Annotated in this window: 28 protein-coding genes and 1 pseudogene; 17 read left to right on the forward strand and 12 right to left on the reverse strand. The window is 48.5% G+C overall.

What is annotated here, in order from left to right; translation table 11 throughout:
- The first annotated feature begins 109 nt into the window (after positions 1-109).
- The 4 genes from ACESQI_RS14770 (at position 110) to ACESQI_RS14785 (ending at position 2677) form a co-directional block, all read left to right on the forward strand.
- Positions 110-649: a DUF3408 domain-containing protein gene (locus tag ACESQI_RS14770; protein ID WP_259007300.1), complete on the forward strand. Its 540-nt coding sequence runs from the start codon at positions 110-112 to the stop codon at positions 647-649.
- Positions 622-1287: a DUF4122 family protein gene (locus tag ACESQI_RS14775; protein WP_122116118.1), complete on the forward strand. Its 666-nt coding sequence runs from the start codon at positions 622-624 to the stop codon at positions 1285-1287. Before ACESQI_RS14770 ends, ACESQI_RS14775 begins: the two co-directional genes overlap by 28 nt.
- A 197-nt stretch (positions 1288-1484) precedes the next feature.
- Entirely contained in the window at positions 1485-2303 is an 819-nt protein-coding gene (locus ACESQI_RS14780; protein WP_008675184.1) for a DUF134 domain-containing protein, read from the forward strand.
- Positions 2300-2677, forward strand: coding sequence for a DUF4405 domain-containing protein (locus ACESQI_RS14785; RefSeq protein ID WP_008778557.1), 378 nt, complete (start codon positions 2300-2302; stop codon positions 2675-2677). Before ACESQI_RS14780 ends, ACESQI_RS14785 begins: the two co-directional genes overlap by 4 nt.
- Before the next feature lie 183 nt (positions 2678-2860).
- On the opposite strand, the gene ACESQI_RS14790 is transcribed toward ACESQI_RS14785, so the two are convergent.
- From ACESQI_RS14790 to ACESQI_RS14810, 5 genes are all read right to left on the reverse strand, one after another.
- Positions 2861-3556 (reverse strand): SIMPL domain-containing protein, encoded by a 696-nt coding sequence (locus ACESQI_RS14790; RefSeq protein ID WP_008675186.1) that lies wholly within the window; start codon positions 3554-3556, stop codon positions 2861-2863.
- A 12-nt stretch (positions 3557-3568) separates the two neighbouring features.
- Entirely contained in the window at positions 3569-4441 is an 873-nt protein-coding gene (locus tag ACESQI_RS14795; RefSeq protein WP_055284993.1) for a hypothetical protein, read from the reverse strand.
- An 11-nt stretch (positions 4442-4452) separates the two neighbouring features.
- Positions 4453-6753 carry a WG repeat-containing protein gene (locus ACESQI_RS14800; protein ID WP_008675189.1) on the reverse strand — a complete coding sequence of 767 codons (2301 nt, stop codon included), beginning with the start codon at positions 6751-6753 and terminating at the stop codon, positions 4453-4455.
- 201 nt (positions 6754-6954) lie between these two features.
- The gene (locus ACESQI_RS14805) at positions 6955-7482 is read right to left on the reverse strand and encodes an outer membrane beta-barrel protein (protein WP_008675194.1); all 528 of its coding nucleotides are present in this window, start codon (positions 7480-7482) and stop codon (positions 6955-6957) included.
- A 27-nt stretch (positions 7483-7509) separates the two neighbouring features.
- Positions 7510-8031: a hypothetical protein gene (locus tag ACESQI_RS14810; protein WP_055285027.1), complete on the reverse strand. Its 522-nt coding sequence runs from the start codon at positions 8029-8031 to the stop codon at positions 7510-7512.
- Between the two features lie 231 nt (positions 8032-8262).
- Here ACESQI_RS14810 and ACESQI_RS14815 point away from each other — a divergent pair, with 231 nt between their 5' ends.
- The 13 genes and pseudogenes from ACESQI_RS14815 (at position 8263) to ACESQI_RS14875 (ending at position 18471) form a co-directional block, all read left to right on the forward strand.
- Positions 8263-8565: a DUF4134 domain-containing protein gene (locus ACESQI_RS14815; RefSeq protein ID WP_032934306.1), complete on the forward strand. Its 303-nt coding sequence runs from the start codon at positions 8263-8265 to the stop codon at positions 8563-8565.
- A gap of 4 nt (positions 8566-8569) precedes the next feature.
- Positions 8570-8887 (forward strand): annotated as a pseudogene (locus ACESQI_RS14820) (DUF4133 domain-containing protein); the annotation flags it as partial.
- A 4-nt stretch (positions 8888-8891) separates the two neighbouring features.
- On the forward strand, positions 8892-11417 hold the full coding sequence (locus ACESQI_RS14825) for a TraG family conjugative transposon ATPase (RefSeq protein ID WP_055284996.1): 2526 nt from the start codon (positions 8892-8894) through the stop codon (positions 11415-11417).
- Between the two features lie 8 nt (positions 11418-11425).
- On the forward strand, positions 11426-11782 hold the full coding sequence (locus tag ACESQI_RS14830) for a DUF3876 domain-containing protein (protein ID WP_008675209.1): 357 nt from the start codon (positions 11426-11428) through the stop codon (positions 11780-11782).
- Positions 11779-12408 carry a DUF4141 domain-containing protein gene (locus ACESQI_RS14835; protein ID WP_008778550.1) on the forward strand — a complete coding sequence of 210 codons (630 nt, stop codon included), beginning with the start codon at positions 11779-11781 and terminating at the stop codon, positions 12406-12408. The genes ACESQI_RS14830 and ACESQI_RS14835 overlap by 4 nt, the downstream gene beginning before the upstream one ends.
- 3 nt (positions 12409-12411) lie before the next feature.
- Complete coding sequence (gene traJ, locus ACESQI_RS14840) at positions 12412-13425, forward strand: conjugative transposon protein TraJ (protein ID WP_008675211.1); 1014 nt, start codon at positions 12412-12414, stop codon at positions 13423-13425.
- Between the two features lie 48 nt (positions 13426-13473).
- Complete coding sequence (gene traK, locus ACESQI_RS14845; protein WP_008675212.1) at positions 13474-14097, forward strand: conjugative transposon protein TraK; 624 nt, start codon at positions 13474-13476, stop codon at positions 14095-14097.
- Between the two features lie 83 nt (positions 14098-14180).
- Positions 14181-14369, forward strand: coding sequence for a hypothetical protein (locus ACESQI_RS14850; RefSeq protein WP_373126479.1), 189 nt, complete (start codon positions 14181-14183; stop codon positions 14367-14369).
- Positions 14344-15642, forward strand: a complete 1299-nt coding sequence (gene traM / locus ACESQI_RS14855) for a conjugative transposon protein TraM (RefSeq protein ID WP_012056217.1) — start codon at positions 14344-14346, stop codon at positions 15640-15642. Before ACESQI_RS14850 ends, traM begins: the two co-directional genes overlap by 26 nt.
- Before the next feature lie 62 nt (positions 15643-15704).
- Positions 15705-16619 carry a conjugative transposon protein TraN gene (traN, locus tag ACESQI_RS14860; protein ID WP_008675218.1) on the forward strand — a complete coding sequence of 305 codons (915 nt, stop codon included), beginning with the start codon at positions 15705-15707 and terminating at the stop codon, positions 16617-16619.
- Positions 16616-17194 carry a conjugal transfer protein TraO gene (locus ACESQI_RS14865; protein WP_008675220.1) on the forward strand — a complete coding sequence of 193 codons (579 nt, stop codon included), beginning with the start codon at positions 16616-16618 and terminating at the stop codon, positions 17192-17194. The genes traN and ACESQI_RS14865 overlap by 4 nt, the downstream gene beginning before the upstream one ends.
- 19 nt (positions 17195-17213) lie before the next feature.
- On the forward strand, positions 17214-17690 hold the full coding sequence (locus tag ACESQI_RS14870; RefSeq protein WP_008675221.1) for a DUF3872 domain-containing protein: 477 nt from the start codon (positions 17214-17216) through the stop codon (positions 17688-17690).
- A gap of 301 nt (positions 17691-17991) precedes the next feature.
- Complete coding sequence (locus ACESQI_RS14875; RefSeq protein WP_008675225.1) at positions 17992-18471, forward strand: glycoside hydrolase family protein; 480 nt, start codon at positions 17992-17994, stop codon at positions 18469-18471.
- 68 nt (positions 18472-18539) lie between these two features.
- Here the strand turns inward: ACESQI_RS14875 and ACESQI_RS14880 are convergent, their stop codons facing one another.
- The 7 genes from ACESQI_RS14880 to ACESQI_RS14910 form a co-directional block, all read right to left on the reverse strand.
- Positions 18540-19694 carry a hypothetical protein gene (locus ACESQI_RS14880; protein ID WP_055284997.1) on the reverse strand — a complete coding sequence of 385 codons (1155 nt, stop codon included), beginning with the start codon at positions 19692-19694 and terminating at the stop codon, positions 18540-18542.
- 25 nt (positions 19695-19719) lie between these two features.
- On the reverse strand, positions 19720-20601 hold the full coding sequence (locus tag ACESQI_RS14885) for a hypothetical protein (RefSeq protein WP_008675230.1): 882 nt from the start codon (positions 20599-20601) through the stop codon (positions 19720-19722).
- 12 nt (positions 20602-20613) lie between these two features.
- The gene (locus ACESQI_RS14890) at positions 20614-21849 is read right to left on the reverse strand and encodes a hypothetical protein (protein ID WP_032934307.1); all 1236 of its coding nucleotides are present in this window, start codon (positions 21847-21849) and stop codon (positions 20614-20616) included.
- 5 nt (positions 21850-21854) lie between these two features.
- The gene (locus ACESQI_RS14895; protein ID WP_008780744.1) at positions 21855-22622 is read right to left on the reverse strand and encodes an N-6 DNA methylase; all 768 of its coding nucleotides are present in this window, start codon (positions 22620-22622) and stop codon (positions 21855-21857) included.
- Position 22623: 1 nt separating this feature from the next.
- The gene (locus tag ACESQI_RS14900; RefSeq protein WP_008780743.1) at positions 22624-23430 is read right to left on the reverse strand and encodes a DUF4121 family protein; all 807 of its coding nucleotides are present in this window, start codon (positions 23428-23430) and stop codon (positions 22624-22626) included.
- The gene (locus ACESQI_RS14905; protein ID WP_008675235.1) at positions 23417-23695 is read right to left on the reverse strand and encodes a hypothetical protein; all 279 of its coding nucleotides are present in this window, start codon (positions 23693-23695) and stop codon (positions 23417-23419) included. Before ACESQI_RS14905 ends, ACESQI_RS14900 begins: the two co-directional genes overlap by 14 nt.
- Positions 23696-23976: 281 nt before the next feature.
- Positions 23977-24267: a DUF4120 family protein gene (locus ACESQI_RS14910; RefSeq protein WP_007838816.1), complete on the reverse strand. Its 291-nt coding sequence runs from the start codon at positions 24265-24267 to the stop codon at positions 23977-23979.
- Between the last annotated feature and the right edge of the window lie 292 nt (positions 24268-24559).

The raw sequence follows: 24559 nt of genomic DNA on the forward strand, positions 1-24559 counted from the left end.
TTATCCAGTCCTGCTGTTTGTAACATATTTGCTGTACAAGGTACTTAAAATGAAAGCAGGCAGGAACCGGTTGAGGAAAGGCGGGGCTCTCCCCCCGATGCAAACGGATATGAGGAAGTCAGTCCGTGATACGACTTATATGGAAACCGTATTTCCGGCAGAATTCAAAGAACACCCTGACGATGCGGATTTCTTTCCTGATTTCGCAAAGATGGATATTCCGGAAAATTTAGGGGAAACCCTGATTGAAGCCTTGTCCAATAGCGGGATTCCGGAAACGGACGCTATCGGGACTTCGGTAGAGGGAACGACCGGTCTGCAAACCGGTCTGGTTTTGAAACAATTCAAGCAAGAAGAAGATATGGAAAACAAAGATTTATTGAAAGGCATGGAAAATGCGAGTGCTTACAGAGAAATGTTCCTGACCCGGAAAATGACCGGAGCCAGGAGACAAACCTATATTGATGAATCCTTGTATGAGACATTGACCGGGATCCTTCCTGTCATTGCGCCGGGAATATCTGTACCCACGTTCGTGAACAATGTGTTGGCGGAGCATATGGAGAAATACCGGGATATCATTGATGAGACGTGTCATCGAAAATTTAAAGAAATGATGGTATGGAAAGACTCGTCTATCTGTCGGTGAGGGTCGGCTGTGCCGCTTACCTGTTATATAAGGTATGGGAACAAAAGAAAAAAGTACGTGAGCTGTGTGACCTGCTGTACACGCCGGCGAAAAGAGAACAAATGATATCGATGTCACCGGAGCCGGCGGATGAGAAAGAAGTGATGGGAAAGACACGCTTTGTCTATCTTGACGAGAACGCCGGGAAGACGGCGGCCCCCTATATGAGTCAGCCGTTGGAACAGGGGACGGACTATATCGGTGAGGATGAGGAAATCCGGGAAGAGGATGTGGAATGTCTGCTTCCGCTGGAGGAGATGGAACTCCTTCGGAAGGAGCAGGAAGAACTGGACAGCGCATTACCGGAAACGGAAGTGATTACGCAGGCGGTTACGCTGGAGGAGTTCAGCCTTGTCGGGGATGTGCTGATGAGGGTGAACGGGGCGGATCAGGATGCGGACAAAAGAAGCAGTGCCGCACGGACGCTGTTCGCTATCCGCAATACCAGTCTGTTCGATCTTTTCATTTCCCAGGTAGGGAATGAGGAAGCCGTGAATAAACTGCTGGAAGAGAACCTGGATGAAGATGGGAACCCGCGACCTTTGAAAAAAGGGGGGAAAAGGAACAACGGCGGGGTTGACTGGCGGGAGTTGGTGTAAGAGGGAATACTTCCGGGAAATAGGATTCCGCCTGCGGACATAGGCGGAATTCTGTATTTTACAGAAAGGCGGCTTTCATTTATATGCCGTTCGGCATGTGGCTTCATTTCGGAAGTAATTTTGGTTTAAAAAAGAGGAGCTATTGTTTTATTTTGAGCATTTGTTCATTATATTTGCAAGCAGAAACAATATATATAATGTCACCACGTCCTAAAAATATCCGTAAAGTTAATGACATGCCTGTTGCCGCAGGATTCAAGCCCATAGGGCTGAACGGTTGTTGTAAGAATACCATATTCTTGCATTTTGAAGAGTATGAGGCGATACGGTTATGCGATTATGAAATGAAAACCCAACAGGAAGCGTCTGTTTCAATGGGAGTATCACGTCCGACACTAAGTCGGATATATGTCAGCGCAAGGCAAAAGATTGCCAAGGCATTGGTTCGTGGTGTTACCATTATGATAGAAGGCGGAGCAGCGTACACAGACAGTGAATGGTTCCGTTGCGGAGCATGCGGTTTCTTATTCAACAATATCAATCCCACGCTTAAAATCCGCAAGATGGAATGTCCGGTATGCCACTCCGATGACTTAAGCGCAAGTAATATTAACATTAATAAAAATGAGATTATGATGAAAATTGCTATTCCGACCAGAGACAATGTAGTCGATAACCATTTCGGTCATTGTGAGTATTACACAATCCTGACAGTAGGACAAGACAACCAGATTCTAAGTAGCGAGACTATTCCTTCTCCGCAAGGATGCGGATGTAAATCCAATATCGCAGGAGAATTGGAAAACATGGGAGTCAGCGTTATGCTGGCAGGAAATATGGGGCAAGGTGCCTTGAATGTACTTACGTCCCACCATATCAAAGTCATAAGAGGCTGTTCGGGTAATCTATTGGAAGTTGCCGCTGATTATTTAAGCGGGAAACTTACAGATTCGGGAGTGGGCTGTTCATCCCATGAACATCATCATGAATGTCATGGACATAGCCATAAAGAATGATGTCCGGAAAGAATAAGATGCCGCTTAATATTATCATAGACTTTGTCATGCTGATGGCAATGGCTTTGGTAAGTATAAGTGGCTTCATATTGGAAATAGTAATTCCTTCCCGCCATGCTGTAAGATTCCAAGACGCTACCCCATGGTGTTCACATTTGCTGGGCTTGGGAAGGCATGATTGGGGTAATATTCATTTGTGGGCGGGAGTTGTATTGGTCACTCTGCTTGCCATTCATATCTTGTTACACATAAAGATGGTATCGGCTTTTGTTACAAAGAAATGCCCGAACCATACACTACGGATATTGCTTTATGTTTTGTTATTGATGCTGTTAATGATGACAATAATGCCTTGGCTTTATTTATGTTATTAATTTAGAACAAGCCAACTTATTACTTTATGTGGTAGAATAGGTTGGCTTGTTTATTTATGAATATCCGATATGGTAGAACATTGGAATTTAGATTCAAGATCCTCCTCGAATTTCATACCAAGTTATTGAAGGCAATGGCAGTATACGACATTATTCCTTATATTCAGGCAGTTACGATTCCTTTCAATCCGCAATCTCAAACCGCACAAGCATAGAGTATTTCTTTTTAATTGTACGGAAACTATCAAATGAAACGACACTGGAGGACAGCACGTTACTCTGTGAGAAAGGAAGGCTGCTACCTGCTTCGTCTTCTACAATACGTATTACCGGTCCCAATTTTTTACCCAATGCCTCCACCAGATAGGACGCTTTCCTCTGCGCCGCTTTCAAGGCTGCGATTTTTCCTTTTTGATGGTAGGACAACATGTCCTTGTTTTCCAGTTCACCGATGCGCATGGTATGGATGCCTTTGGTATCCATACGTTTGAGGATTTCATCAATCTGTTTGAAATCCAGTAACGTAATATCGAAGGTCTTGGCCACCAGAAAGTCCTGCCCTTGCTTACGCCAATAATCACCGATCTCCTGCGTACGGACGGCATTCGGAGAGATACCCGCGTCATGCAGCACTTCCCGCAGTCCCTGTTCGATCCGGTCCAAAGAGATCTTTGTACGATATTCCTCCGGTTTGGACCTGCCATCAAACTCCTCCTCGAAGTATTCACGGATTTCGATAATGTAGTGAATCCTGTCCGGCACGATCTCAATCTCGGATGTCCCGGTCACTTCAATGTAGCGTCCGTCTGCCTGCGCCTGCACCTGTGACAGGCCGGCTAGCGGCAGGAGCATTGCCAATAATAATAGTCTTGTTATCATAAGCGGTTGTATTTATTTTACTTCAAATTCCGTATCCATATAAATTTCGAGTTGCAGTCCTATTCGGTATTTTCCTGAAAGTAACCTGCCTGCTTGGAATCGTTTCTTGTCGTTTCTGTCTGTTATCCGGTTGACATCCCATGAGACAGGAATGGTAAACAGTATCGCTTCTCCACCTTTCAAACGGGCACGGCTTTTCATATAATTCGCTTCTCCTACCCAACCGGAACGGGCAAAGGGATGTACCATATATCGCTCGTCTGTACTTATACTAGGGAAAAAGACCGGTTGTACCTCCAGGTTTGTATGGTTTTCAAATAAAATACGTATGGAATCATTATTGGATGGTAATACCTTGAAAGCAAAGGCACCGTCCATTTCCGTCTCCTTTATGGAAACAATACTTTTACCTGTCAGATTGCAATAGGTATGGATGTTGGCAAACACATAAAAATTAGCCTGGTACCTGTTGGGCTTTAACGGATATTTAAACTCGGACATACGGATATGTTCGGGTAGCGTATCGCCTTTGGATAAATCTCTTCCTCCAATGGCGAATACAAGATTGTCTATAAAGGGGAAACCGAGCCATTTGCCATTTACCATCTGTTTGAGATTATGATATTCAAGCTCGGCTGTAGGGCCATCCATATTGATTATATCAAGCACAATCTCTTTTATCCGAGGAGAATATACTGGTTGTCGTGTCCTGATTTTGTAGGCGTCCGCATGGGTGATGGTGACAGCGGGAAGCCTTTGTATGCGGATGCGGCTCTCATACTTTTCTATTTCCGACAGTGACAGCGGAAAATCGATATCCTGCGCTTGCAATTTGGGTAACAAGCAGAATAAATAAACTGATAACAAGTACGCTATTTTTTTCATACGTTTTGACTTTAAGGTTGTACAAACTTACATCTTCTGTTTATATATCTCCATTCTTCACTATCCCAATAATGTTTTTCGCCGTCAGACCCGGATACGACTTTTTGTTTTCCCGTAAATGTAACCTTAGCCTTTCCTCCCTCAAAAGGGTATGCAAACTTGAATTGGGGAGTAATGATTATGTGTCCCGACGAATCGGCAAAACCCATCAGGCCTTTCTCATCCATGATTCGGAACAACCCTTCCTTGACATAATCAGGTCCGTTATCACATTCGACTACATAAAAAAGTTTCTTGCCTGCATCGTTAATGCAGACTATCCTGGCATCTCTTGGCTTGTCTTCGTATACAAAGCCTATACCTTTGATGGTATCGGTTTGACAGAATTTATATCTGCCGTATGGCACAATGGTATCTCCACGCTCATTTAGATAACAGACCGGAACACCCGCTTCCAAACGAGGTTCAGGGGTATGGGCAATCAAGGTGGCATCATATCTCATCAAGACGGGTTGGTCGCAGGTGGAATAACCGGTAATAACCACATCCGCCTTCGGAAGGAGTGGCATGGTATCCAGTCTGTATTGAATGCATAGCGTATCCTTTCCAGGGCATAAGACAGTAGGTTCATTTCTAAACGATTGTAAAACATCCAGTACTGATTTTCGAAATGAACGGGGCGTTTTACCAAGAATAGTGGCCGTGGTGATGTAACCATCCTGATTCACTTCGTAAGCAACTCGCAAGACACAGCCTTTGTTCTTCTTCTGCCAGACTATCGGGTATTTACATCGTCGGCTCAATGTCTTGATAAGCCAGCTTTCATCCCGTAGCTCATCCAATGATTTATCCAGTCCGAAGATGCCGGGAGGTACTTCCTCGCGCCATGTTTTCCCGTATTTTTTATCCAGATAGCGGAACACTTCCCGGTTGTAGGCTGTCAACAGACGATTGGGCGTGTTTAAATAGCAATCCATCTTTCCGTTTTCTTTCAGGGGATAATAGCTATAATATTTGACTCCATACTTTTTCCAAAAGATATGTTCCCGTACTTTTTTGTCTTGTTCAATGGGTATGACCAGTTTTAGATTCGGGTGCCCTTTATTGATATATTCACGTGACAATTTCGGTGAACATACATATTCTTCGATATAGTCATAAGGCAATGTCAATACCAGTTGTAAGGTGTCCGTGCATGTTGTTCCGGACACGGTGACGAGTGTGTCACAAGGATTCAAGCCAATAAATTCTGCCCGCAAAAGACATTGTCCTTTTTTTAAATGTTTTATTCTGAAAGTTCCTGTAGAATCAGTCAGCCAACCTTGAAAAGGCAATCCCTCTACTCTCAGATTGGAACCGGTCAACGGCCTTTTTATAACATCATAGGGCGGAATCTGTCGCACTTCTTCCCCATAAACTTTACCTATAATGGAATATCCGGTTGTATCGTTATCTGCTTTGGATGGTAAATCATTTTTCTCCCAAATACCTAATACGCAGTTTAGAGGTTCCATGGTATATTTCCCGTTGATGAATAGTCTCTCCCATGGATAAATACTTTTCAGTGTCTCTTTGAAAGCTTTCACTAATGGGTGATTCCGGTCTTCAATGTTTTCTCCTTTGGGACGTATGAACAAAGTTCGGACATCAAAGTCCAGGAGATGGCCATCCGGGGTACATTGGATATTACGTATACTGAATATCAGCCGCTGTCCTTTGTACTTCGGAAAACGATGCCAGGGGAACCGCCGGATGATTTCATCTTGTGATTCTAAAATCTTTATTCCAGGTTGTTTGAAATTATGGTATGTCCGTACACTTTGTATCCTGCCTTGCCTGAGTAGAATTACCTGTTCGGCTTCCATATTACGGTCGAAACCGGAGTGGACATAATGTACCAAATCACCTTTGCCGGCCCGTAGTTCACCGCTGAACCAGCGGGCAGGAATCCTTCCGTTCTCATAATAAGAGGCAAAAAGTGTTTTCAGAGCGTCTGTGTGGTAAATCAAAGTGGAATCTTTCCGACTTGCCTTGTCATATACGCATATTTCCATACGTTGCAGGTAAAGACAGCTGTCCTCTATTTTCCAAAAGGCCGTATAACCATCCCAGTTGGCGGTTGACATACAATGATTTTCCGGAAGAAAGTCCCTTAACCGTGTATATAGGGCGGAATCCTTGTCTATTGGTCTGGCCATCAGCCACCATTGCTCACCATTGATGTAAATGACATCACAAGACTGTCCCGTCGCCTTTATATACAAAGAGACGAATAGAAACAAGATTACGATAGAATATCTCTTTATACGCATGGATCTGTTTTACTTAATTGTCACACTATCCTTTTCAGAAATACAAAAAAGAACACTCTTTTTGTATTCTTCTTAGACAAAAATGTGGTTGTAAGCACTCATTTCTAAAACTCCAATACGCTTCTTGCTCAATTCTATATATCAGCCCTTTACTGAAGCAATTTTCAGTAAAGGGCTGATATTGTTTTATTATAGAATAAATTAAAAACGATAAGCGAATCCCAAATTGAATACAGCCTGATCAAAATCACTGACCAGTTGGTAGCGTAACTCGAAATTCATAATCCAACTACTTGTCAATGCGAAGTCGGCTCCACCACCGATATTCACTCCTACCCTGCATTCGTTATGATTGTCATCATCTTTGTCTATATGAATATGGTCTCCGTCCACATCAATATCAAAACCATCTCCTAGGTCAAACATCCAATTAGAAAATGTAAAACCGAATAGGGGATATAACTTTACGCTTCTGCCTACGGGACATAAATAATGGAGATTCATATTTATGTCCAACATACTAACATTGTCGTTTTCTATAAAGTAATTCAAAGACGGCTCAAGACGTATGGGGTTGGTTATATTGTATTGATATTTCAACCCAAGGCCAATACTCTCAATTTCCGTCCCATAACTCAGTCCGAATCCAATAGCTTGTCTACCTTTTTGAGCATAAACGCCACTCAACATAACAAACAACAATCCTAAAAAAATTAAAATCTTTCTCATTTCAATATACTTTTATACCTATAAGTGTTAATCGTCATCCCAATCATCATCGTCATCGTCATCCCACCTATAATGTTTGTTGTGTTTATGCTTCTTGTGTTTTTTATAATGTTTGTGATGATGTTTTCGGTGATGGTCACAGTATGAACAATAATGTTCATGCCAACAATTACTATGATAATTTACCCTGTCATAGAAAGGATTGTAATATACCGATCCCGGCCTTATACCTATCTCTATCAAAACACGATCCCAGCCGTGCCTATGGTAACGTTTATAATAATCACATACATCACGCATGTGCCTGCCAGATGTTTTGGCTATTTCAAGGGCCAAACCTACATTCCCCCAATCTCTTCCACATTGCCTATAATAATCATCCAATAGATTGTTGGGGGTATTATATTCTATACACAAACGTTTTCGGTAATCCGAAAGTTCCACAGAGGCATATTTATTTGCCCTGCCAATAAACAATGATAGCCTATCTTGCGCAAACATGGAACAAGAAATAGCTATGAGCAATAGCAAAACTTTAAATTGTCTCATATTTTTACAAAGCTTTTTGTTGATAAATACGGTTATATTCGCAAACATAGGTATAAAAAAGACAAAAAGCAATTTTTGTCTAAAAATTATAGCAAAACTAGATTATTATGGTCATTTAGGACATTTGATGACATCTGGTGACATCTGATGACAGCACTGAATTACAGTACGTTATTCCATTTTACATTCGCTGTCGAATTCAAATTTATGTCTCACCTAAATGATTCGACAATGAAGAGAAGAATCCTTTTTTCTGTGATGTGTGCGGTTATTACCGCCAGTGTTTTTGCGCAGGGCCAAGGTCAGGGCCTTGCCGGTATCAACGCGGCGACCAGTCTCATGACCTCGTATTTCGATCCCGCCACTAAGTTGTGCTACGCCATCGGGGCCGTCCTGGGGTTGGTGGGCGGTATCAAGACCTACGGCAAGTTCTCCAGTGGCGATCCTGATACCTCGAAGACAGCCGCCAGCTGGTTTTTCGCGTGTATCTTTCTGATCGTGGCCGCCACCATCCTGCGTTCCTTCTTCCTCTAGAGGCATGAAGTATCCGGTAAACAAAGGTGCGGGCAATCCCGTCGAGTTCAAGGGACTCAAGTCTCAATATCTGTTCGTTTTCGCCGGCGGACTTGTGATGGTGCTCCTTGCGGTGGTTATCCTCTATCTGGTGGGTGTGGACCAATGGATATGCATCTCCTTCGGGAGCATATCCGGTGGCCTACTGGTATGGATGACTTTTCGGTTAAACGCCCGCTACGGTGAACACGGACTGATGAAGCTGCTGGCCGAAAAACGCCATCCGCGCTACCTAATTCACCGCAAGAGAGTCTTCAGATTATTCACGAAAAGAAAAAACAAAAATCATGAGAAATGTTTTAAAGGCGGAAACGCTAGAACGCAGATTCCCCCTTCTCTCAGTAGAGAACGGCTGCATCGTGAGCAAGGACGCCGACCTGACCGTGGCTTTCGAGGTGGAGCTGCCCGAGTTGTACACGGTGACGGAGGACGAGTATGAAACTATGCACTCTTCCTGGATAAAGGCCATGAAGGTGCTGCCGGAGCATAGCATCGTCTGTAAGCAGGACTGGTTCATCCAAGAAACATACCGTTCTAAAAGTGATGGTGAGGAACAAAGCTTTCTTACACGCAGCTATGAACTACATTTCAATGAAAGACCGTACCTAAACCACAGATGCTACCTGTTCCTGACAAAGACGACCCGAGAGCGTAGCCGCCAACGGAGCGATTTCAGCACCCTCTGCCGGGGATTCCTGCTGCCCAGGGAGATAACCGACAAAGACACGGCTGCCCGTTTTCTGGAGTCGGTGGAACAGTTCGAACGCATCATGAACGATTCCGGGCATATAAGGCTGCGGCGTCTGGAAACGGACGAGATTACTGGCACGAAGGAACGTCCCGGACTGGTGGAGAAATACCTCTCGCTCTCGCTGGAGGATGAGAGTGCCGTATTGCAAGACATCTGCCTCAGGCCCGGACGGATGCGTATCGGAGACAAGCGGCTTTGCCTGCATACCCTCTCGGATACGGAGGACCTGCCCGGCAAGCTCTCCACCGACATGCGTTACGAGAGGATGTCCACGGACCGCAGCGACTGCCGCCTCTCCTTCGCGGCGCCGGTGGGACTGCTGCTGCCGTGCAACCACATCTATTCACAGTACGTGTTCATTGACAACGCACAGGAAATCCTGCAGATGATGGAGAAGAACTCACGTAACATGCTCTCGCTGTCAAGATACAGCCGGAGCAACGCCGTAAACCAGGAATGGACGGAAATGTATCTGGACGAGGCACATACCAAAGGGCTACTTCCCGTCAGATGCCATTGCAACGTCATCGCCTGGGCCGAGGACGCGGATGAGTTCCGTCGCGTCAGGAACAACACGGGCAGCCAGCTGGCCATGATGGAATGCACGCCAAGGTATAACACTATCGACATGCCGGTCCTCTATTGGGCGGGTATTCCCGGCAACGCAGGTGATTTTCCAGCCGAGGAGTCGTTTTACACCTTCCTGGAACAGGCGGTATGCCTCTTTTCCGGAGAGACCAATTACAGAAACTCACCCAGTCCTTTCGGTATCCGTATGGCGGACCGTCAGAACGGGATTCCGGTACATGTGGACATTTCCGACCTTCCCATGAAACGGGGAATCATCACCAACAGGAACAAGTTCATCCTCGGTCCTTCAGGCAGCGGGAAGTCCTTCTTCACCAACCATCTGGTCCGGCAATATTACGAGCAGGGCACACATATCCTGCTGGTAGATACGGGCAACAGCTATCAGGGATTGTGCCGCATGATTCACGACCGCACCCGTGGGGAGGACGGGATCTACATTACGTACGAGGAGGACAACCCGATAGCCTTCAATCCGTTCTATACGGATTGCGGACTGTTTGACGTGGAGAAACGGGAAAGCATCAAGACATTGATCCTGACCTTGTGGAAACGGGAGGACGAGGCACCGAAACGTTCGGAGGAGGTGGCCCTTTCCGGGGCGGTGAACGCCTATATCCGGATGATTTCGGAGAACCAGGGTATCAAACCGGATTTCAACGGTTTCTACGAGTTTGTCGCCGATGACTACAGGAGAATGATTGAGGAGAAAAAGGTGCGTGAGAAGGATTTTGACATTGACGGTTTCCTGAACGTGCTGGCACCTTTTTACAAGGGCGGAGACTATGACTTCCTGCTGAATTCCGACAAGGAGCTGGACCTGACAGGCAAACGGTTCATCGTGTTCGAGCTGGACAACATCAGTGGCAACAAGGTACTGCTTCCCGTGGTGACGCTGATCATCATGGAGACCTTCATCGCCAAGATGCGCAGGCTCAAGGGGATCCGCAAGATGATTTTAATAGAGGAATGTTGGAAGGCCCTGATGTCCGCCAATATGAGTGAGTACATCAAATACCTTTTCAAGACGGTCAGAAAGTATTTCGGCGAGGCCGTAGTGGTAACCCAGGAGGTGGATGACATCATCAGTTCCCCTATCGTGAAGGAGGCCATCATCAACAATTCCGACTGTAAAATCCTGCTTGACCAACGAAAATACATGAACAAGTTCGAGCACATCCAGCGGCTTCTCGGCCTGACAGAGAAAGAAAAAGGGCAGATACTCTCCATCAACCAGGCGAACCATCCCGGGCGGTTCTACCGGGAAGTGTGGATCGGGCTTGGCGGAACCCACTCGGCAGTATATGCCACGGAAGTGAGCGGGGAGGAATATTACACGTTCACGACCGAGGAGTCCGAAAAGATGGAAGTACAGCGGCTGGCAGAAAGATTGGATGGCAACCTGGAACTTGCCGTCCGCCATCTGGCAGAGAAAATGCGAGAGGAACAAGGACAAAGATCAACCCTAAAATGAAAACGATTATGAGAAACAAACCCCTTATGAGACTGGCGGTATGCCTGATCGGCATGGCCGCCCTGGTATTGCAAAGTTGTGCGGACGGTGGTACCGACCGTGACAGACTCTGCGGATCGTGGACCAGTGTGGACGGCAAACCGGACGTGTTGGTATATAAGGAAGGAGAGGCCTACAAGGTGACGGTATTCGCCCGTAGTGGCAAGACACGCCGCCTCAGGCCGCAGACCTACCTGTTGGTGGAAGAGAACGGCAACCTCTTTATCAATACGGGGTACCGTATCGATGTATCCTACAACGAGGAGACGGATATCCTGACTTTCTCACCCAACGGGGATTATGTACGGAAGGAGGAACGCCCATGAGAGCGAGGACATTCCTGATCGGGATAATGCTTGTGCTGGGCGGGAACATGGCCCGGGCGCAATGGGTGGTGACCGATCCCGGAAATCTGGCCCAAAGTATCATCAACATGTCGGACAACATCGCCCATACCTCCAAGACGGCGGTCAATACGGCCGACAATTTTGCGGAGACGGTAAAGATCTACGAGCAGGCCAAGAAGTACTACGACCAGTTAAAGGCGGTGAACAACCTGATACAGGACGCCCGCAAGGTGCGTGACATCATCCTGATGGTAGGCGATGTGTCCGACATCTATGTGACGAACTTCAAAAAGATGATGAACGACGACAACTTCTCGTCCCGCGAGCTGGACGCCATCGCCTTCGGTTACACCCGCCTGCTGGAGGAGAGCAACGGCGTGTTGCAGGACCTCAAACAGGTCATCAACGTGAGCACGCTCTCCATGACCGACAAGGACCGTATGGATGTGGTGGACAACTGTTATTACGAAATGCGCCGTTACCGCAATCTGGTGAGCTATTATACTAACAAGAACATAGCCGTGAGCTATCTCCGTGCCAGGAAAAAGAACGATATGGAACGTGTGATGCGGCTCTATGGAAATGAAACCTCCAAATACTGGTAGCCCATGGTTCCTTTGACGATAGATTTTGCCAACCTGCATACCATACTGGGAACCCTGTATGAAGATATGCTCCCCCTCTGCAAGGACATGATGGACGTGGGCAAGGGGCTTGCCGGGCTGGGTGCCCTCTTTTATGTTGCCGTACGCATATGGCAGTCGATGGCACGTGCCGAGCCGATAGACGTGTATCCCCTGCTGCGCCCCTTCGCTATCGGCATCTGTATCCTGCTTTTTCCCACACTGGTACTTGGCACGCTGAACACCGTGCTCAGTCCTATTGTGCAGGGTACGCACAAGATGCTTGAGGGGCAGACGCTGGACATGGAGCGATACAGGGCGCAGAAGGAGGAGCTGGAAAAGGAGGCCATGCTGCGGAATCCTGAAACCGCCTATCTGGTGAGTGACGAGGAGTTCGACCGACAGCTAGACGAGTTAGGCTGGTCAACCGTGGATACCGCCTCCCGGCTGGGTATGTACGTGGAGGTGGGCATGTATAACCTGGAGAAGAAGATCCGTGACACGTTCCGCAGCCTGCTGGAACTGATATTCGCCGCGGCGTCGCTGCTGATAGATACCGTGAGGACCTTTTTTCTGGTCGTGCTCTCCATTCTGGGACCGGTAGCGTTCGCCTTCAGCGTATGGGACGGTTTCCAGTCCACACTCGGACAGTGGTTCACGAGGTATATCTCCGTCTATCTGTGGCTTCCGGTCAGCGATCTGTTCAGCACCCTGCTCGCCAAACTCCAGGTGCTGATGCTCCAGAACGACATCCAGGAATTGCAGAACAATCCTGACTACTCGATAGACAACTCGAACAGTGTCTATATCATCTTTATGCTTATCGGGATTATCGGGTATTTTACCGTTCCGACGGTGGCGGGCTGGATCGTGCAGGCGGGAGGAGCCGGGAATTTCAGCCGCAACCTGAACCGTACCGCCACGAAAACCGGCAGCTTTGCGGCAGGAGTGGGCGGTGCCGTATTGGGAAATATCGGAGGACGGTTGAGAGGCAAATAAGCCTTGCCGGAAATATTTGTTTATTCATTCAAACCAATCATTCGAGAAATGGAATTCAAGTCTTTGACCAACATTGAGAGCAGCTTCCGCCGCATCCGTATGATGGCGGCCGTTTTTATCTGCTGCTGCACTCTTGTCACCGGCTACGCGCTTTGGAGCTCGTACCGCTTCGCCGAAAGGCAGCGTGAGAAAATCTATGTACTGGACGGGGGTAAGTCGCTGATGATGGCCCTTTCGCAGGATCTTTCGCAAAACCGTCCTGCCGAGGCGAGGGAACACGTAAGACGCTTTCACGAGCTGTTCTTCTCGCTCTCTCCACAGAAAGAGGCCATCAGCCACAACATCGACCGTGCCCTGCAACTGGCGGACAAGAGCGCCTACCACTATTATGTGGATTTTGCCGAGAAGGGATATTACAACCGCCTGATATCGGGCAACATCAATCAGGTGGTGCATGTGGACAGCGTGGTGTGTGATTTTGCCCGTTACCCTTACAAGGCGAGGACGTATGCCCGTCAGATGATAATTCGTGAGAGCAACGTGACCGAGCGCAGTTTGGTCACCACCTGCTCACTTCAGAATACGGGACGTTCGGACGACAATCCGAATGGGTTCATCATCGAACAGTTTACCATTCTAGAGAACAGGGATATCAGAAGCACGGAACGATGAGAAAAGAAAAAAAACACCTGAGACGTATGGACTGCTGTATCCGGCTGTTCTGCCACCGCCTGACAAGGAAACAACGGAAGATCGTGACAACCACGGCATTCCTCTTGTTTCTGACGGCCTGCCTCCATGCCATCCTCGCCTCGCTATCCGGCTTGGGAGAGCTTGGGGGAAAGATGAAAATAGAATATGTCCGGCCGCTTGACTTGCGACCGGAAAAAAGTACAATCAATTTAAACACCCCATCCGATGAAAATAGATATCCAGAAGATTAAAAAACAGCTGGGATTCCCAAGCGACCGGCCGTTGACTCTCCAAGAGAAGCGCCGGTATATGAAGTTCGCCGTCTATCCGCTCTTCTTCCTGATATTCGCGGGGATTGTCCTGTTGATATACAGTCCGACCGAAAAGGAAAAAGCGGAGGCGGAGAAAGAGAGGGGATTCAATACCGAGATCCCGTCTCCCGAAGAGAGCCGTATGGAAGGCAACAAGGTCAGCGCCTACGAGCGGGAAGCCTTGTCGAAGAAAGAGAGAGGACGGAAAGACACTTTCCTGGAAATGTCGGAACTGTTCAACCGGAACAAGGACCGGAAAGACACCGTACCGTCAGTGGACAGCGGAGTGAACCTTGAACTGCCGTCCGTACCGGAAACCGTACAGACGCATAATCCGGTACGTTCCTCCACCTCTGCCTACCATGACATGAACCGCTCGCTTACGACCATTTACACGCCACGGGAAACCTCCCGGGAGGAGGAACTGCTCCGGCGTATCGAGGAACTGGAAAAAAGACAGAACATGGAACCGTCCCAGGAACAGTCATTGGAGGAAAAAATGGCCCTGATGGAAAAGTCATACGAACTGGCGGCCCGGTACAACGGCAAACAGACACCGTCCGTTATCCCTACGGATGACCGGAAAGACAGGACATCGGTCAAGCCGGTCAAGCGGATACGACAAGAAGTGGTATCTTCCCTGGCGCAACCGGTGAATGACGGGGACTTCATAGCCGGAGTGTCCGAAGAAAGGAACACCGGTTTCCATACGCCGGTGGGCAGGACACCGGTATCGGACCGTAATACCATTGCCGCCTGTGTGCACGGCACGCAGACCGTATCGGACGGACAAGCCCTGCGTGTCCGCCTGCTGGAAGCGATGGCAGTGGACGACCGCCTCATACCCAAAGGAACGGTATTGACAGGCGGAACACGGATCCAGGGAGAACGCATGGATATTGTCATCACCAATGTGGAATATCAAGGAACCGTCATTCCGGTGGAACTGGAAGTGTATGATGCGGACGGTCAGCAAGGAATATTGATACCCAACTCACTGGAGTATGATGCCGTGCGTGAAATAGCGGCGGGCATGGGCGGTTCGATGGGAAGCAGCATCAGCATCTCCACCGACGCGGGAGCGCAGATAGCCTCGGATCTGGGTAAAGGCGTCATACAGGGCGTGTCACAGTACATCACCAAGAAGATGCGCACGGTCAAGGTCACGCTGAAAGCCGGACACAGGCTGCTGCTTCACTCTCCGAAACAATGAAACGGTATACAGACGAGAAAACAGAAACCAATTATTCAACAAACAACCAACAATAATCGGACATGAGAAAGATTCTGATGATGTTTGCCCTACTGACGGGCTTCATGGCTGCGTATGCGCAGCAGAGTGGCGGAGATTATTTCGAGGGGCTGAGCCGCAAGATAGGCTTCAGCCGGATGATACCTCCGCATGGTCTGGAAATCACTTACGACAAGACCGTACACGTGATTTTCCCCTCTCCCATCAAGTATGTGGATCTCGGTTCCACCAACCTGATTGCCGGCAAGGCGGACGGCGCGGAAAATGTGATCCGTGTGAAAGCGGCCAGAAAGCATTTTCGTAATGAGACGAATATGAGCGTGATCACGGAAGACGGAAATTTTTACACCTTCAATGTCAAGTATGCCGATGAACCGTTGCTGCTTAATGTGGAGATGTGTGATTTTATTCATGACGGGGAGACGGTGAACCGCCCGAACAACGCGATGGAAATTTATTTGCAGGAGCTGGGCAGTGAGTCACCGCGTCTGGTACGTCTGATCATGAAATCCGTACACAAGCAGGACAAGCACTGGATCAAACACATCGGCTGCAAGCGCTTCGGGGTACGGTTCCTGCTCAAAGGACTTTATACGCATGGAGACCTGCTCTATTTCCATACCGAGGTGAGAAATGCCACCCATGTGCCGTTTGACGTGGATTTCGTGACTTTCAAGATAGTGGACAAGAAGATAGTGAGGCGTACCGCCATGCAGGAACAGGTGATTTATCCGCTGCGTGCGTTCAACTATGTCATTCGTGTGGAGGGAAAGAAGGACGAGCGTACCGTGTTTGCCCTGCCCAAGTTCACCATTCCCGACGATAAGAAACTGGTAGTGGAAATGTATGAGAAACAAGGCGGCCGTCATCAGATCTTTGAGGTGGACAACGAGGATCTGGTGCGTGCGGAAACTATCAATGAGCTGCAAGTGCGATGAAGAGGTATTTATATATCACCTTTGCGCTGCTGGTACTTCTGGCAGGGCAGGCGGGAGCACAACGCCGTCTTCCAAAAATGAAGGGCGTCAGTCTCACGGCAGGAATGACGGACGGCTTTTACTGCAAGGCGAATAAGCCGGATGCCGGTTTCTCTTTCGGGCTGGCGGTTTCCACTTATGCAAAAAAGAGAAACCAGTGGGTGCTGGGCGGCGAGGTACTGAAGCGCAATACGCCTTATCGTGACGGTTCTATCCCTTTAGTGCAATATACCGGTGAAGGCGGATATTATTATAATATCTTTTCCTCCCCTAATAAAACGGTATTCTTAAGCATTGGCGGTTCGGCGATGCTGGGCTATGAATCGGTGAACGGGGGGAAAAGACTGCTGTATGACGGTGCCACGCTGGGACAATGCGAATCCTTTATCTATGGTGGTGCGATAACGTTGGAGGCAGAGACCTACCTATCTGACCGTTTAGTGCTGCTGCTCCGGCTTCGTGAACGCATCCTTTGGGGCAGCGCTTCCACGCATGCCCACTTCCAGTATGGAATCGGTATCAAATACATTCTCTAATTTTTAAACCCATATACCCATGAAAAGGAAAATCGTTGACTTTATGACGTTTATATGCTGCCTGGCAGTTTCCTGTCTTTCTCTTGCTTCTTGTGACAGCGAACTGGACGTTCAGCAGGAATACCCGTTTACGGTGGAGTCGATGCCGGTAGTCGGTAAGATCGCTGATGGTGAGACGGTGGAAATCCGTCTGGAAATTAAAGCGGAGGGAAATTTCTCCGGAACAGTCTATACATTGAGATATTTCCAACCGGACGGTAAAGGCAGCTTAAAGATGGAGGACGGTACGGTGTTGAAACCCAATGACCGCTACCTGTTAAATGAACTGAGGTTCCGGTTGTACTATACCTCGCAGAGTGCGGATGCGTCACAGACCATCGACCTTTATTTTGAGGATAACTGGGGGAATTTGCAGAGGTTGAGTTATGACTTCAACGCGGATGACACCCCTCTAGCTGAAAAGGATGATACGCATGGAAAGGAGGTACAACCATGACATACCTGTATTTGTACATACCGGGAATGGCCCATGAGGTACAGCTGTCGGAATCGGCCGACCGGATTCCCAATATGGGGGACCGGCTCGAAATTGACGCGGTACGGCTCGACAAGTCCTCCCGCAACCTGTTGGAAACGACACCGGCCTGTCACTGCTTTGAAAAGAATGCGGAAACGGAACGGCAGTCCCTCGCGGAATACCTGGCGGAAAGTGTGGTGACCGTAACGGGAAGAAGGTGGAGCTACGGGGATGGACATACGTATTGCACGTTGGATGTGGAGGTAAGGAATTGAACGGAATGAGGAAACTTTTGTTTATTCTGATGGTACTGCCGTTCACTTTGAATGTTCGTGCCGAAGATCCGCCCTCCATGCTGGAAAAGGCGGTTTCCAACATCAAACGGTGGGAAGGCTGGCATCGGGGGAAAATGCCTTACATCGGTTTTGGACACCGCCTGCTCCCCCATGAGAAGCTGACCGAGAACCTGAGCGAGGCGCAGGCGGATTCACTTTTGAGATGCGACCTTGAACGGTGCCTGAAGGTATTCCGTAAATATGGAAAAGACTCGCTTCTTTTAAGTCTGTTAGGTTTTAATGTGGGCTGTTACCGTCTGATTGGAAACGGGAAGATACCCAAAAGCAGACTGATTCAAAAACTGGAAAGTGGCGACCGGGATATTTACAGGGAATATATATCGTTCCGCTGTTATCAGGGGAAAGTCATTCCAAGCATAGAGAGGAGAAGAAAAGAGGAGTTTGAACTGTTCTATATACCTTAGATTGAAATTATGCAAAGCCGTGAACGGATGCTGGCCATCGTCGTTCACGGCTTTAGTCTTAGCCACTCTTAATTTATCTTTACCCGGTTCATCAGCTGTCCCGAAATTTCATGCAGTTCCCGGCAGCGTTCCGGCTGCTGTTCCCTTGCAAAGGCGGTGATTCCCTGTGTCAGTTTCCATAGCGTGGCCCCGCCTGTAACTCCGTCGTCAGGATTGTTGTTCATTAGCAGTTTCTCGACCTCACGTCCCTCGTTTTTCAACAAGGCACCTTTCTGCACCAGATTCTTCAGTTCCTTGTCGAAATCCACGTCTATTTCCGATGCTCCTTGAATTTCGATGGCCTTCTGCATGATGGTGTCTTTGCTGTACAGTCCTTTGGTCAGGTCGGAAACAGCCGATACGGTGGTCTGCGTGTCCAGTTCGTAGGTCTTTTGGGAAAGGGACAGGGATTCCGGCAGTCGGCCTCCAAGGTGTATTTGCCGCATGACGGACTCCCTGACCATCCCGTTCAGGCACGCCCCGTTGAGCAGGAACGACCGCATATCGACCGATCCGTTGCCATAGTCGGATGTGGAGAAGCGTGCTCCTGCGAAGATGATGACCGTTCCGTTCTTACGGGTGGGTATCTCTATCGGAGTGGGCAGGATTGTCTCACACCATACTTTCGTGTCGTTCATATAGGCATCGGACACGACCGCTCCCTGTCCTCCCGCCTCACGGATGAAAGCGGTCAGGATATCCACTGAGTTCAGCCGACGGTAGGAGTCCGACAATACGCCCCGGACTTCCATTCCTACCGCCCGTATCAGTACCCGTGTACGCTCGGTCCATCCCGAATGCTCGTTCAGGATGGTGGCGCACAACTGTTTCTGCCAAACATCCCCGGCGGAAAGCTCGCGCAGGTATTTGGCGGGAATGCCCATCTTCTCCGAAATCTGGCTTATGGCGTTGCCGTGCAGGTTGAAGTTCCCTTCGGGCATTGCCATCTGTACCCTTCCTTCCGCTTTGAAAGAGATAACGGGGCGTTCCTTGCTACGTTGGCTTACCCCGATGGGAGCGATGAAATCCTGCGCGATCCGTCCCTCACTGAGCAGACGGTTGATGGTGTCCATGACATCCCCCTGCCTGTCTTCTATCATCCGCTGTACCTTGTTGATGACTACCTGGTTGAGTCCCTGCTGTTTCTGTACCGGTGCAGTGGCCGGCATGACTGTTGCTTCCATATTTTTTGTTTTTAAAGTTGATAAATTACAATTTGTTCTTATGGCTTGTCTTGCTTGTTTTAGTAAATTCAGATCTGTACTCTTTTGACAGACGGATATAATCCTTTTCGCTATATCCGGCCGGTCCGAACAGTTCATAATATCCGGGGAAGGGCTTTCTTTCCGTTTCCGGTATATGCGTGCTGGTTTCCTTATGGCAACAGATGATGTGCCGGACAAACCTGTAGCACTTGCAAAGATCCGCCAGGATGGTGTACTCGTTGTCCGTATGAGGTTCATAATATCCGCAGGAGAGATTGACGCAGGATACTTCCAGCCCGTTCCTTTTCAATGCCGCCACATCCGTAGCTAGCCCCTGTGCAGGCTTGTAGCCGTACCTCCGGAAATCGATAGCTGAAATGAAGTCATTGGAGCAGAGCTTCATTCCGTTGATTTGTGTTACCATATCCCCGTTCCCTTTCCGGTCACACTGGATGACGAAACGGCAATCGGAAAAGAAGGACATATCGGCATGGCCGCTGCCTATGCATCCTACCTCCTCCTGTACGAAGAAGGCGCATTTCACCGCCTTGAAATCCTCCAGGCATTTCAGGCAGATCCAGATGCCGTTCTTGTCATCCGCGCCGATTCCGGTCATCCGTTTACGCTTGTGATCATAACCGACAATCATCGAGTCCGCCACAAGATGGGCCGCATAGGAGCCTGTCTTGCGCCGGTGTACCTCGTCCATGTGCGCCACGACACAGGGGTAGCTTTCCCGGTTGCCTTTGACTGCGTAGATGTTTCCGTACCGGTCTTGCCGGAAAGGAATCCCCATCCGCCTGAGTTCCCCGATGATGAACCCGGCTATCTTCCCCTCCTTACCGGAGGGGGAGGAGATGTTGTAAAGAGCCATTAATTTTTCCATGATACTGACTTTTTAGGAGATGAACAACTTTTCGATTTGCAGGTACCGTCTGAACTCCGGTACGGGACGTCCCTTCTTGAAGAGGAAGGACGGATATTTCTTTCCCTTGTATTCCACCGACGTGCCTTTCAATACTTTTCCGAATACGGTGGATATATAGAACATATCTTGACAATTCTTGCAGAATGCCATATCCGGAAAGGGATGTATCTTTCCGCATTTGGGACATACATATTTTCTCCTGTTTGCGCACCCTTCCGTGCTCCGGCAGGAGGCTATGCTTGTGTCGCCCTCCGTATTTCTAAGTTCCAGATTGCCTTCCGTCAGATGAAGACTGTAGAACGTGTCGAGGTAAGGCACCCCTTTCTTGTGCCACCTACAGGCGGGCACTTTCACCGTCAATGAAACCTGTATATTGTCTCCGACCGCCCATTCCTGCCCCTCAATGGGATTCAGTACGGTGAAATCCGTTGTATGTGTATAATCGTTGTATCTGCGTCGCAACAGGATGCCCGCCTCCTGCGCCTGCTTGCGGATCAGTTCGGCGACGAATGCGTGTGAGAAATAGATGCGGTCCAGCAGGGAGGCGGCAATCGGTGTATTTATTGATTTCCATAATGTTACCTCGTTCCATACAACAGCCCGTCCGAGTATGTTGTTGCTCTCGTCCCTTGCCACAAGGATTTTAGCGCCGGCGAAGTTGGTATAAAAGTCAGCGGCGTTGCGTGCCTTGTCCTCATACCTCATACAGGAACTGTGCAGGCTGGATGTGTCACTGTCGGCGATGGGGCTGTAGTTGCTTTCCAGATAGGCTTCCATGAAGTCGTTCATGCTTTCATGCAGCCTGACCGTGACTTTGCTGTCCAATGAGAGGGCGCTACAGAAATAATTGATTTCGTCGGGTGAGTACTTGGGCAGGTTCTTGAACAGTTCAACAAACGTGGAGGGTTCCAGAACTGTACGATTCTCCGGGAACCAGGGTGCCTGCGGGTTGTTCCGGTCCGGGAAACTGGGATGGGCCAAATCCTTGCTGCAGGCCGTGAACACGATCCGGATTTTCTTGAACGTGCCCGCTTCCGTCCGCTTGCGCTTGGTGGAGAAGCAGTTATAGGTACCGCGTATGATCTCTTCCACCGGTACGTTCTTTTTTACTTCCAAAAGGATGTCTTTGGCTATCACACTCCCGTTTTCCGCCGCATGCATCAGGCGGGATTTCAATTCATTGCTAACATTCAGTTTCATAATCATTCGGTTTATTGTTTATAAATTCTGCCATGTTTATATGGCAATTGTTTCTTGTCCGGCTGCATTTGGCGCAATTTCTCTTTCCGCTTTCTGAGCAGGTCAACGGACATGTTCCTGCTTGTCCGATATTCCTCCTTGCTCATCCGGCGAATGGTAGGAATGCCCGTCTGAGTCAGTGTATGGTTTACCATCCAGCCGTCCATGAAGTTTTCGGGGAAGAGGCTGTCATGGTGGATGACCTCACCTATGCAGCCATGTACGAGCATGTTGCAAACGGTCATCAGGCAACAGGTACGGTTGACATCTTCTGCAACCAGATAATTACCCAGGTGGCGTACATGATATGCCAGCAGCAGCCTTCCGCTTCCGCATGTCGGGTCACAGATACGTTTTCCTGTCGCTGTCTCCCCCGAATCGGTACATAAGACCATCAGGTCGCAGATATCCGGCGGGGTAAAGAACTGTCCGTTCACCTGCCGACCGATTTTGGAAGATATTGCCATGAAGAGGTCACCGAACGCATCAAACCATCCGCCGGATTGCAATTCCCGCTGCATGAGCCGTATCCATCCGGTAAGCATCTCCATAAAATGCCTGTTCTGCTGCCGTTTGTATTTCCAGTCCATAAGGGGCGGTGCGCCGGGAGAGAACCCGTGAATGACATAACGCAGGAAATCGTTGAAAACGGATATCGGATCGTAGCCGTTCGAATAGGCGAAATCACAGATCGTTTTCTCAAGCGGACGTATCGCCTGCGGTGTGTTGTATGGTGCCATATTACTCTGATTTTTTATAGATTGTTACTATATGTCTTTTATGGTCAGTCTGTATCCTGACGGGAGAAATGCCAAGGAAAGAGAGATGGGTGTCCGCTTTCAGCATGTTCCATTCCCATGCGGGAAGTTCCTTCCATTCCATACGGTATGCCCAGAGTATGAACAGACCGGGACGGAATCCGTTGAAAAGCTTTCCGTGCAGAATCCCGACCAGCCGCTCCAGTTCTTCCTTCGAGTAAAGGGTGAATGCCTCATTCCGATAGACAAAGGCATCAGCCGGTTCAATATCCGGCTGACACTCGATGATGTATCTCGTCCATTCTTTTGTGGTGTACTTTCCGTACAGAGGATCGGGTTCCGTGTATTTCCAAGCCCTGACGAATGTGTGGAAGAGGACGGCACCGTTCTTGTGCCTTCCGGTATGCCCCCACATCCGGAACTGTTTGCTGCGTATGCCATCGGGAATCAGCAATTCCGGACCGGTTGTAACCCAAGGGCCTCCTTCCGTATTGTAACCGGTACACTTTTCATTTTCATGGCAGAAAGGTGTCTGTGGGAGAAGGCAAATATGGACTTCCCGGTCATCGCCCCTTTCAATGTGTGCCTGCGGATAATAGTCACCGCCACGGGTGATATAAGTGACGACATCTCCTGCGGTCGGTAAACTGACTCTTTCCCTGTCCTGCCGCATCCTTGAAATCAGCCGGTTCACCTTCTCCACATCACACTCCTTTATGGAGCAGGCACACCCTTCATGCCTGTTGAGCAGAGTCAGACTTTCCAGGTCATAAAAATTAGCGTACTTCATATTGAGATCGTTTTTGTTGGTACAATTTGACCTGACGGGCAACCATGTCGCAGAACTTCTGTCCGTTCTCCTTCTCACTTCTGAAATAGGCAATCATGTCCCAGAGATTCTGCTTGAAGCAGCCGGTCCATTTTTCGTAACAGTGACTTCCATAGATCTTTCCGAACGTTTCCTCGAAAAGTGCGTGAGTCAGCCCTTCATCCCCATGGTGGTTGTATTGCCAGAGAGAGACAAGCAGCAGCCGGTTATAATCCAGTGTTTCCATATCTGTTCTTTTTTAAGTAAAACATCGGCCTACATGGGTAGGCATTTTTATTTCTTGATGTCTTTCCAGTCTGTTTTCCGGGGATTGCGGCAAGGCTTGGCGAAAGAAAATACCGCAGCGAAGCGAGGATGATTTTCTTTCAGCCAACCCAGCCCCTGAAAGGGGCCGCCTTGCACAATCAGCCCGGAAAACGGCTATCTTTACAGCAAGAAATGAAAAAGCAGACCTCGGATTCTCTGTTCTGAAGTCTGCTTTTCGTCCATTGTCAAGTTTCATGTTTTTCAGGTATGTATCTGCCATCCGTGGAACGGCTGCAATGTTACGGCAAACGATCTGTCAGGTATTCCATGATAGAGCAGACCTCCTACGATACCTATTCTTCCATCAGCATAATGCTGGGTAAAGCCGAACGAGTATGGGGCATGGTCATAGTAGAGTGAAATCTCACTGGGATAGTCAGGATTCCCCTCCCAACTCTTCAACCGTTCCAAGCACTTTTGAAGTGAGGTGTCACCGATGGATTCGGCATAGCGCTTTACATTCTCGAAATGTTCTTCATTCAGGATTTTCATGATTCATTGTATTTTTATCTGTTAAACACGTCCGGCTCCGGGAGCCGGTATTTTTATTTCTCGCCTGCCTGACAGTCCCGTGGCCGTACCCGCAAGGTTTGGCGAAAGAAAATACCGCAGCGAAGCGAGGATGATTTTCTTTCAGCCAACCCCGAAGGGGCCTGACCTTGTACGGGTACACAGGACGCGGGACTATCTTTGCAGGGTGGGAAATAAAATATACGGTTGTTTTTTGTTGTGGGATTTTGTGTGGATTCCTTAGATAATCTTCCTGATTTGTTCGCCATTGCCG

It is taken from the genome of Bacteroides sp. HPS0048, assembly GCF_964240755.1.
In the GTDB taxonomy this organism is placed as follows: domain Bacteria; phylum Bacteroidota; class Bacteroidia; order Bacteroidales; family Bacteroidaceae; genus Bacteroides; species Bacteroides nordii.

Excerpts from the sequence above, each read along its gene's own strand:
- traM (WP_012056217.1), top strand. The coding sequence starts at position 14,344 with ATGAAAATAGATATCCAGAAGATTAAAAAACAGCTGGGATTCCCAAGC.
- ACESQI_RS14895 (WP_008780744.1), bottom strand. The coding sequence starts at position 22,622 with ATGGCACCATACAACACACCGCAGGCGATACGTCCGCTTGAGAAAACG.
- ACESQI_RS14815 (WP_032934306.1), top strand. The coding sequence starts at position 8,263 with ATGAAGAGAAGAATCCTTTTTTCTGTGATGTGTGCGGTTATTACCGCC.
- ACESQI_RS14890 (WP_032934307.1), bottom strand. The coding sequence starts at position 21,849 with ATGATTATGAAACTGAATGTTAGCAATGAATTGAAATCCCGCCTGATG.
- ACESQI_RS14870 (WP_008675221.1), top strand. The coding sequence starts at position 17,214 with ATGAAAAGGAAAATCGTTGACTTTATGACGTTTATATGCTGCCTGGCA.
- traN (WP_008675218.1), top strand. The coding sequence starts at position 15,705 with ATGAGAAAGATTCTGATGATGTTTGCCCTACTGACGGGCTTCATGGCT.
- ACESQI_RS14790 (WP_008675186.1), bottom strand. The coding sequence starts at position 3,556 with ATGATAACAAGACTATTATTATTGGCAATGCTCCTGCCGCTAGCCGGC.
- ACESQI_RS14800 (WP_008675189.1), bottom strand. The coding sequence starts at position 6,753 with ATGCGTATAAAGAGATATTCTATCGTAATCTTGTTTCTATTCGTCTCT.
- ACESQI_RS14795 (WP_055284993.1), bottom strand. The coding sequence starts at position 4,441 with ATGAAAAAAATAGCGTACTTGTTATCAGTTTATTTATTCTGCTTGTTA.
- ACESQI_RS14880 (WP_055284997.1), bottom strand. The coding sequence starts at position 19,694 with ATGGAAGCAACAGTCATGCCGGCCACTGCACCGGTACAGAAACAGCAG.
- ACESQI_RS14830 (WP_008675209.1), top strand. The coding sequence starts at position 11,426 with ATGAGAAACAAACCCCTTATGAGACTGGCGGTATGCCTGATCGGCATG.
- ACESQI_RS14900 (WP_008780743.1), bottom strand. The coding sequence starts at position 23,430 with ATGAAGTACGCTAATTTTTATGACCTGGAAAGTCTGACTCTGCTCAAC.
- ACESQI_RS14770 (WP_259007300.1), top strand. The coding sequence starts at position 110 with ATGAGGAAGTCAGTCCGTGATACGACTTATATGGAAACCGTATTTCCG.
- ACESQI_RS14875 (WP_008675225.1), top strand. The coding sequence starts at position 17,992 with ATGAGGAAACTTTTGTTTATTCTGATGGTACTGCCGTTCACTTTGAAT.
- ACESQI_RS14785 (WP_008778557.1), top strand. The coding sequence starts at position 2,300 with ATGATGTCCGGAAAGAATAAGATGCCGCTTAATATTATCATAGACTTT.
- ACESQI_RS14775 (WP_122116118.1), top strand. The coding sequence starts at position 622 with ATGGAAAGACTCGTCTATCTGTCGGTGAGGGTCGGCTGTGCCGCTTAC.
- ACESQI_RS14805 (WP_008675194.1), bottom strand. The coding sequence starts at position 7,482 with ATGAGAAAGATTTTAATTTTTTTAGGATTGTTGTTTGTTATGTTGAGT.
- traK (WP_008675212.1), top strand. The coding sequence starts at position 13,474 with ATGGAATTCAAGTCTTTGACCAACATTGAGAGCAGCTTCCGCCGCATC.
- ACESQI_RS14825 (WP_055284996.1), top strand. The coding sequence starts at position 8,892 with ATGAGAAATGTTTTAAAGGCGGAAACGCTAGAACGCAGATTCCCCCTT.
- ACESQI_RS14810 (WP_055285027.1), bottom strand. The coding sequence starts at position 8,031 with ATGAGACAATTTAAAGTTTTGCTATTGCTCATAGCTATTTCTTGTTCC.
- ACESQI_RS14835 (WP_008778550.1), top strand. The coding sequence starts at position 11,779 with ATGAGAGCGAGGACATTCCTGATCGGGATAATGCTTGTGCTGGGCGGG.
- ACESQI_RS14905 (WP_008675235.1), bottom strand. The coding sequence starts at position 23,695 with ATGGAAACACTGGATTATAACCGGCTGCTGCTTGTCTCTCTCTGGCAA.
- ACESQI_RS14885 (WP_008675230.1), bottom strand. The coding sequence starts at position 20,601 with ATGGAAAAATTAATGGCTCTTTACAACATCTCCTCCCCCTCCGGTAAG.
- ACESQI_RS14910 (WP_007838816.1), bottom strand. The coding sequence starts at position 24,267 with ATGAAAATCCTGAATGAAGAACATTTCGAGAATGTAAAGCGCTATGCC.
- ACESQI_RS14780 (WP_008675184.1), top strand. The coding sequence starts at position 1,485 with ATGTCACCACGTCCTAAAAATATCCGTAAAGTTAATGACATGCCTGTT.
- ACESQI_RS14865 (WP_008675220.1), top strand. The coding sequence starts at position 16,616 with ATGAAGAGGTATTTATATATCACCTTTGCGCTGCTGGTACTTCTGGCA.
- traJ (WP_008675211.1), top strand. The coding sequence starts at position 12,412 with ATGGTTCCTTTGACGATAGATTTTGCCAACCTGCATACCATACTGGGA.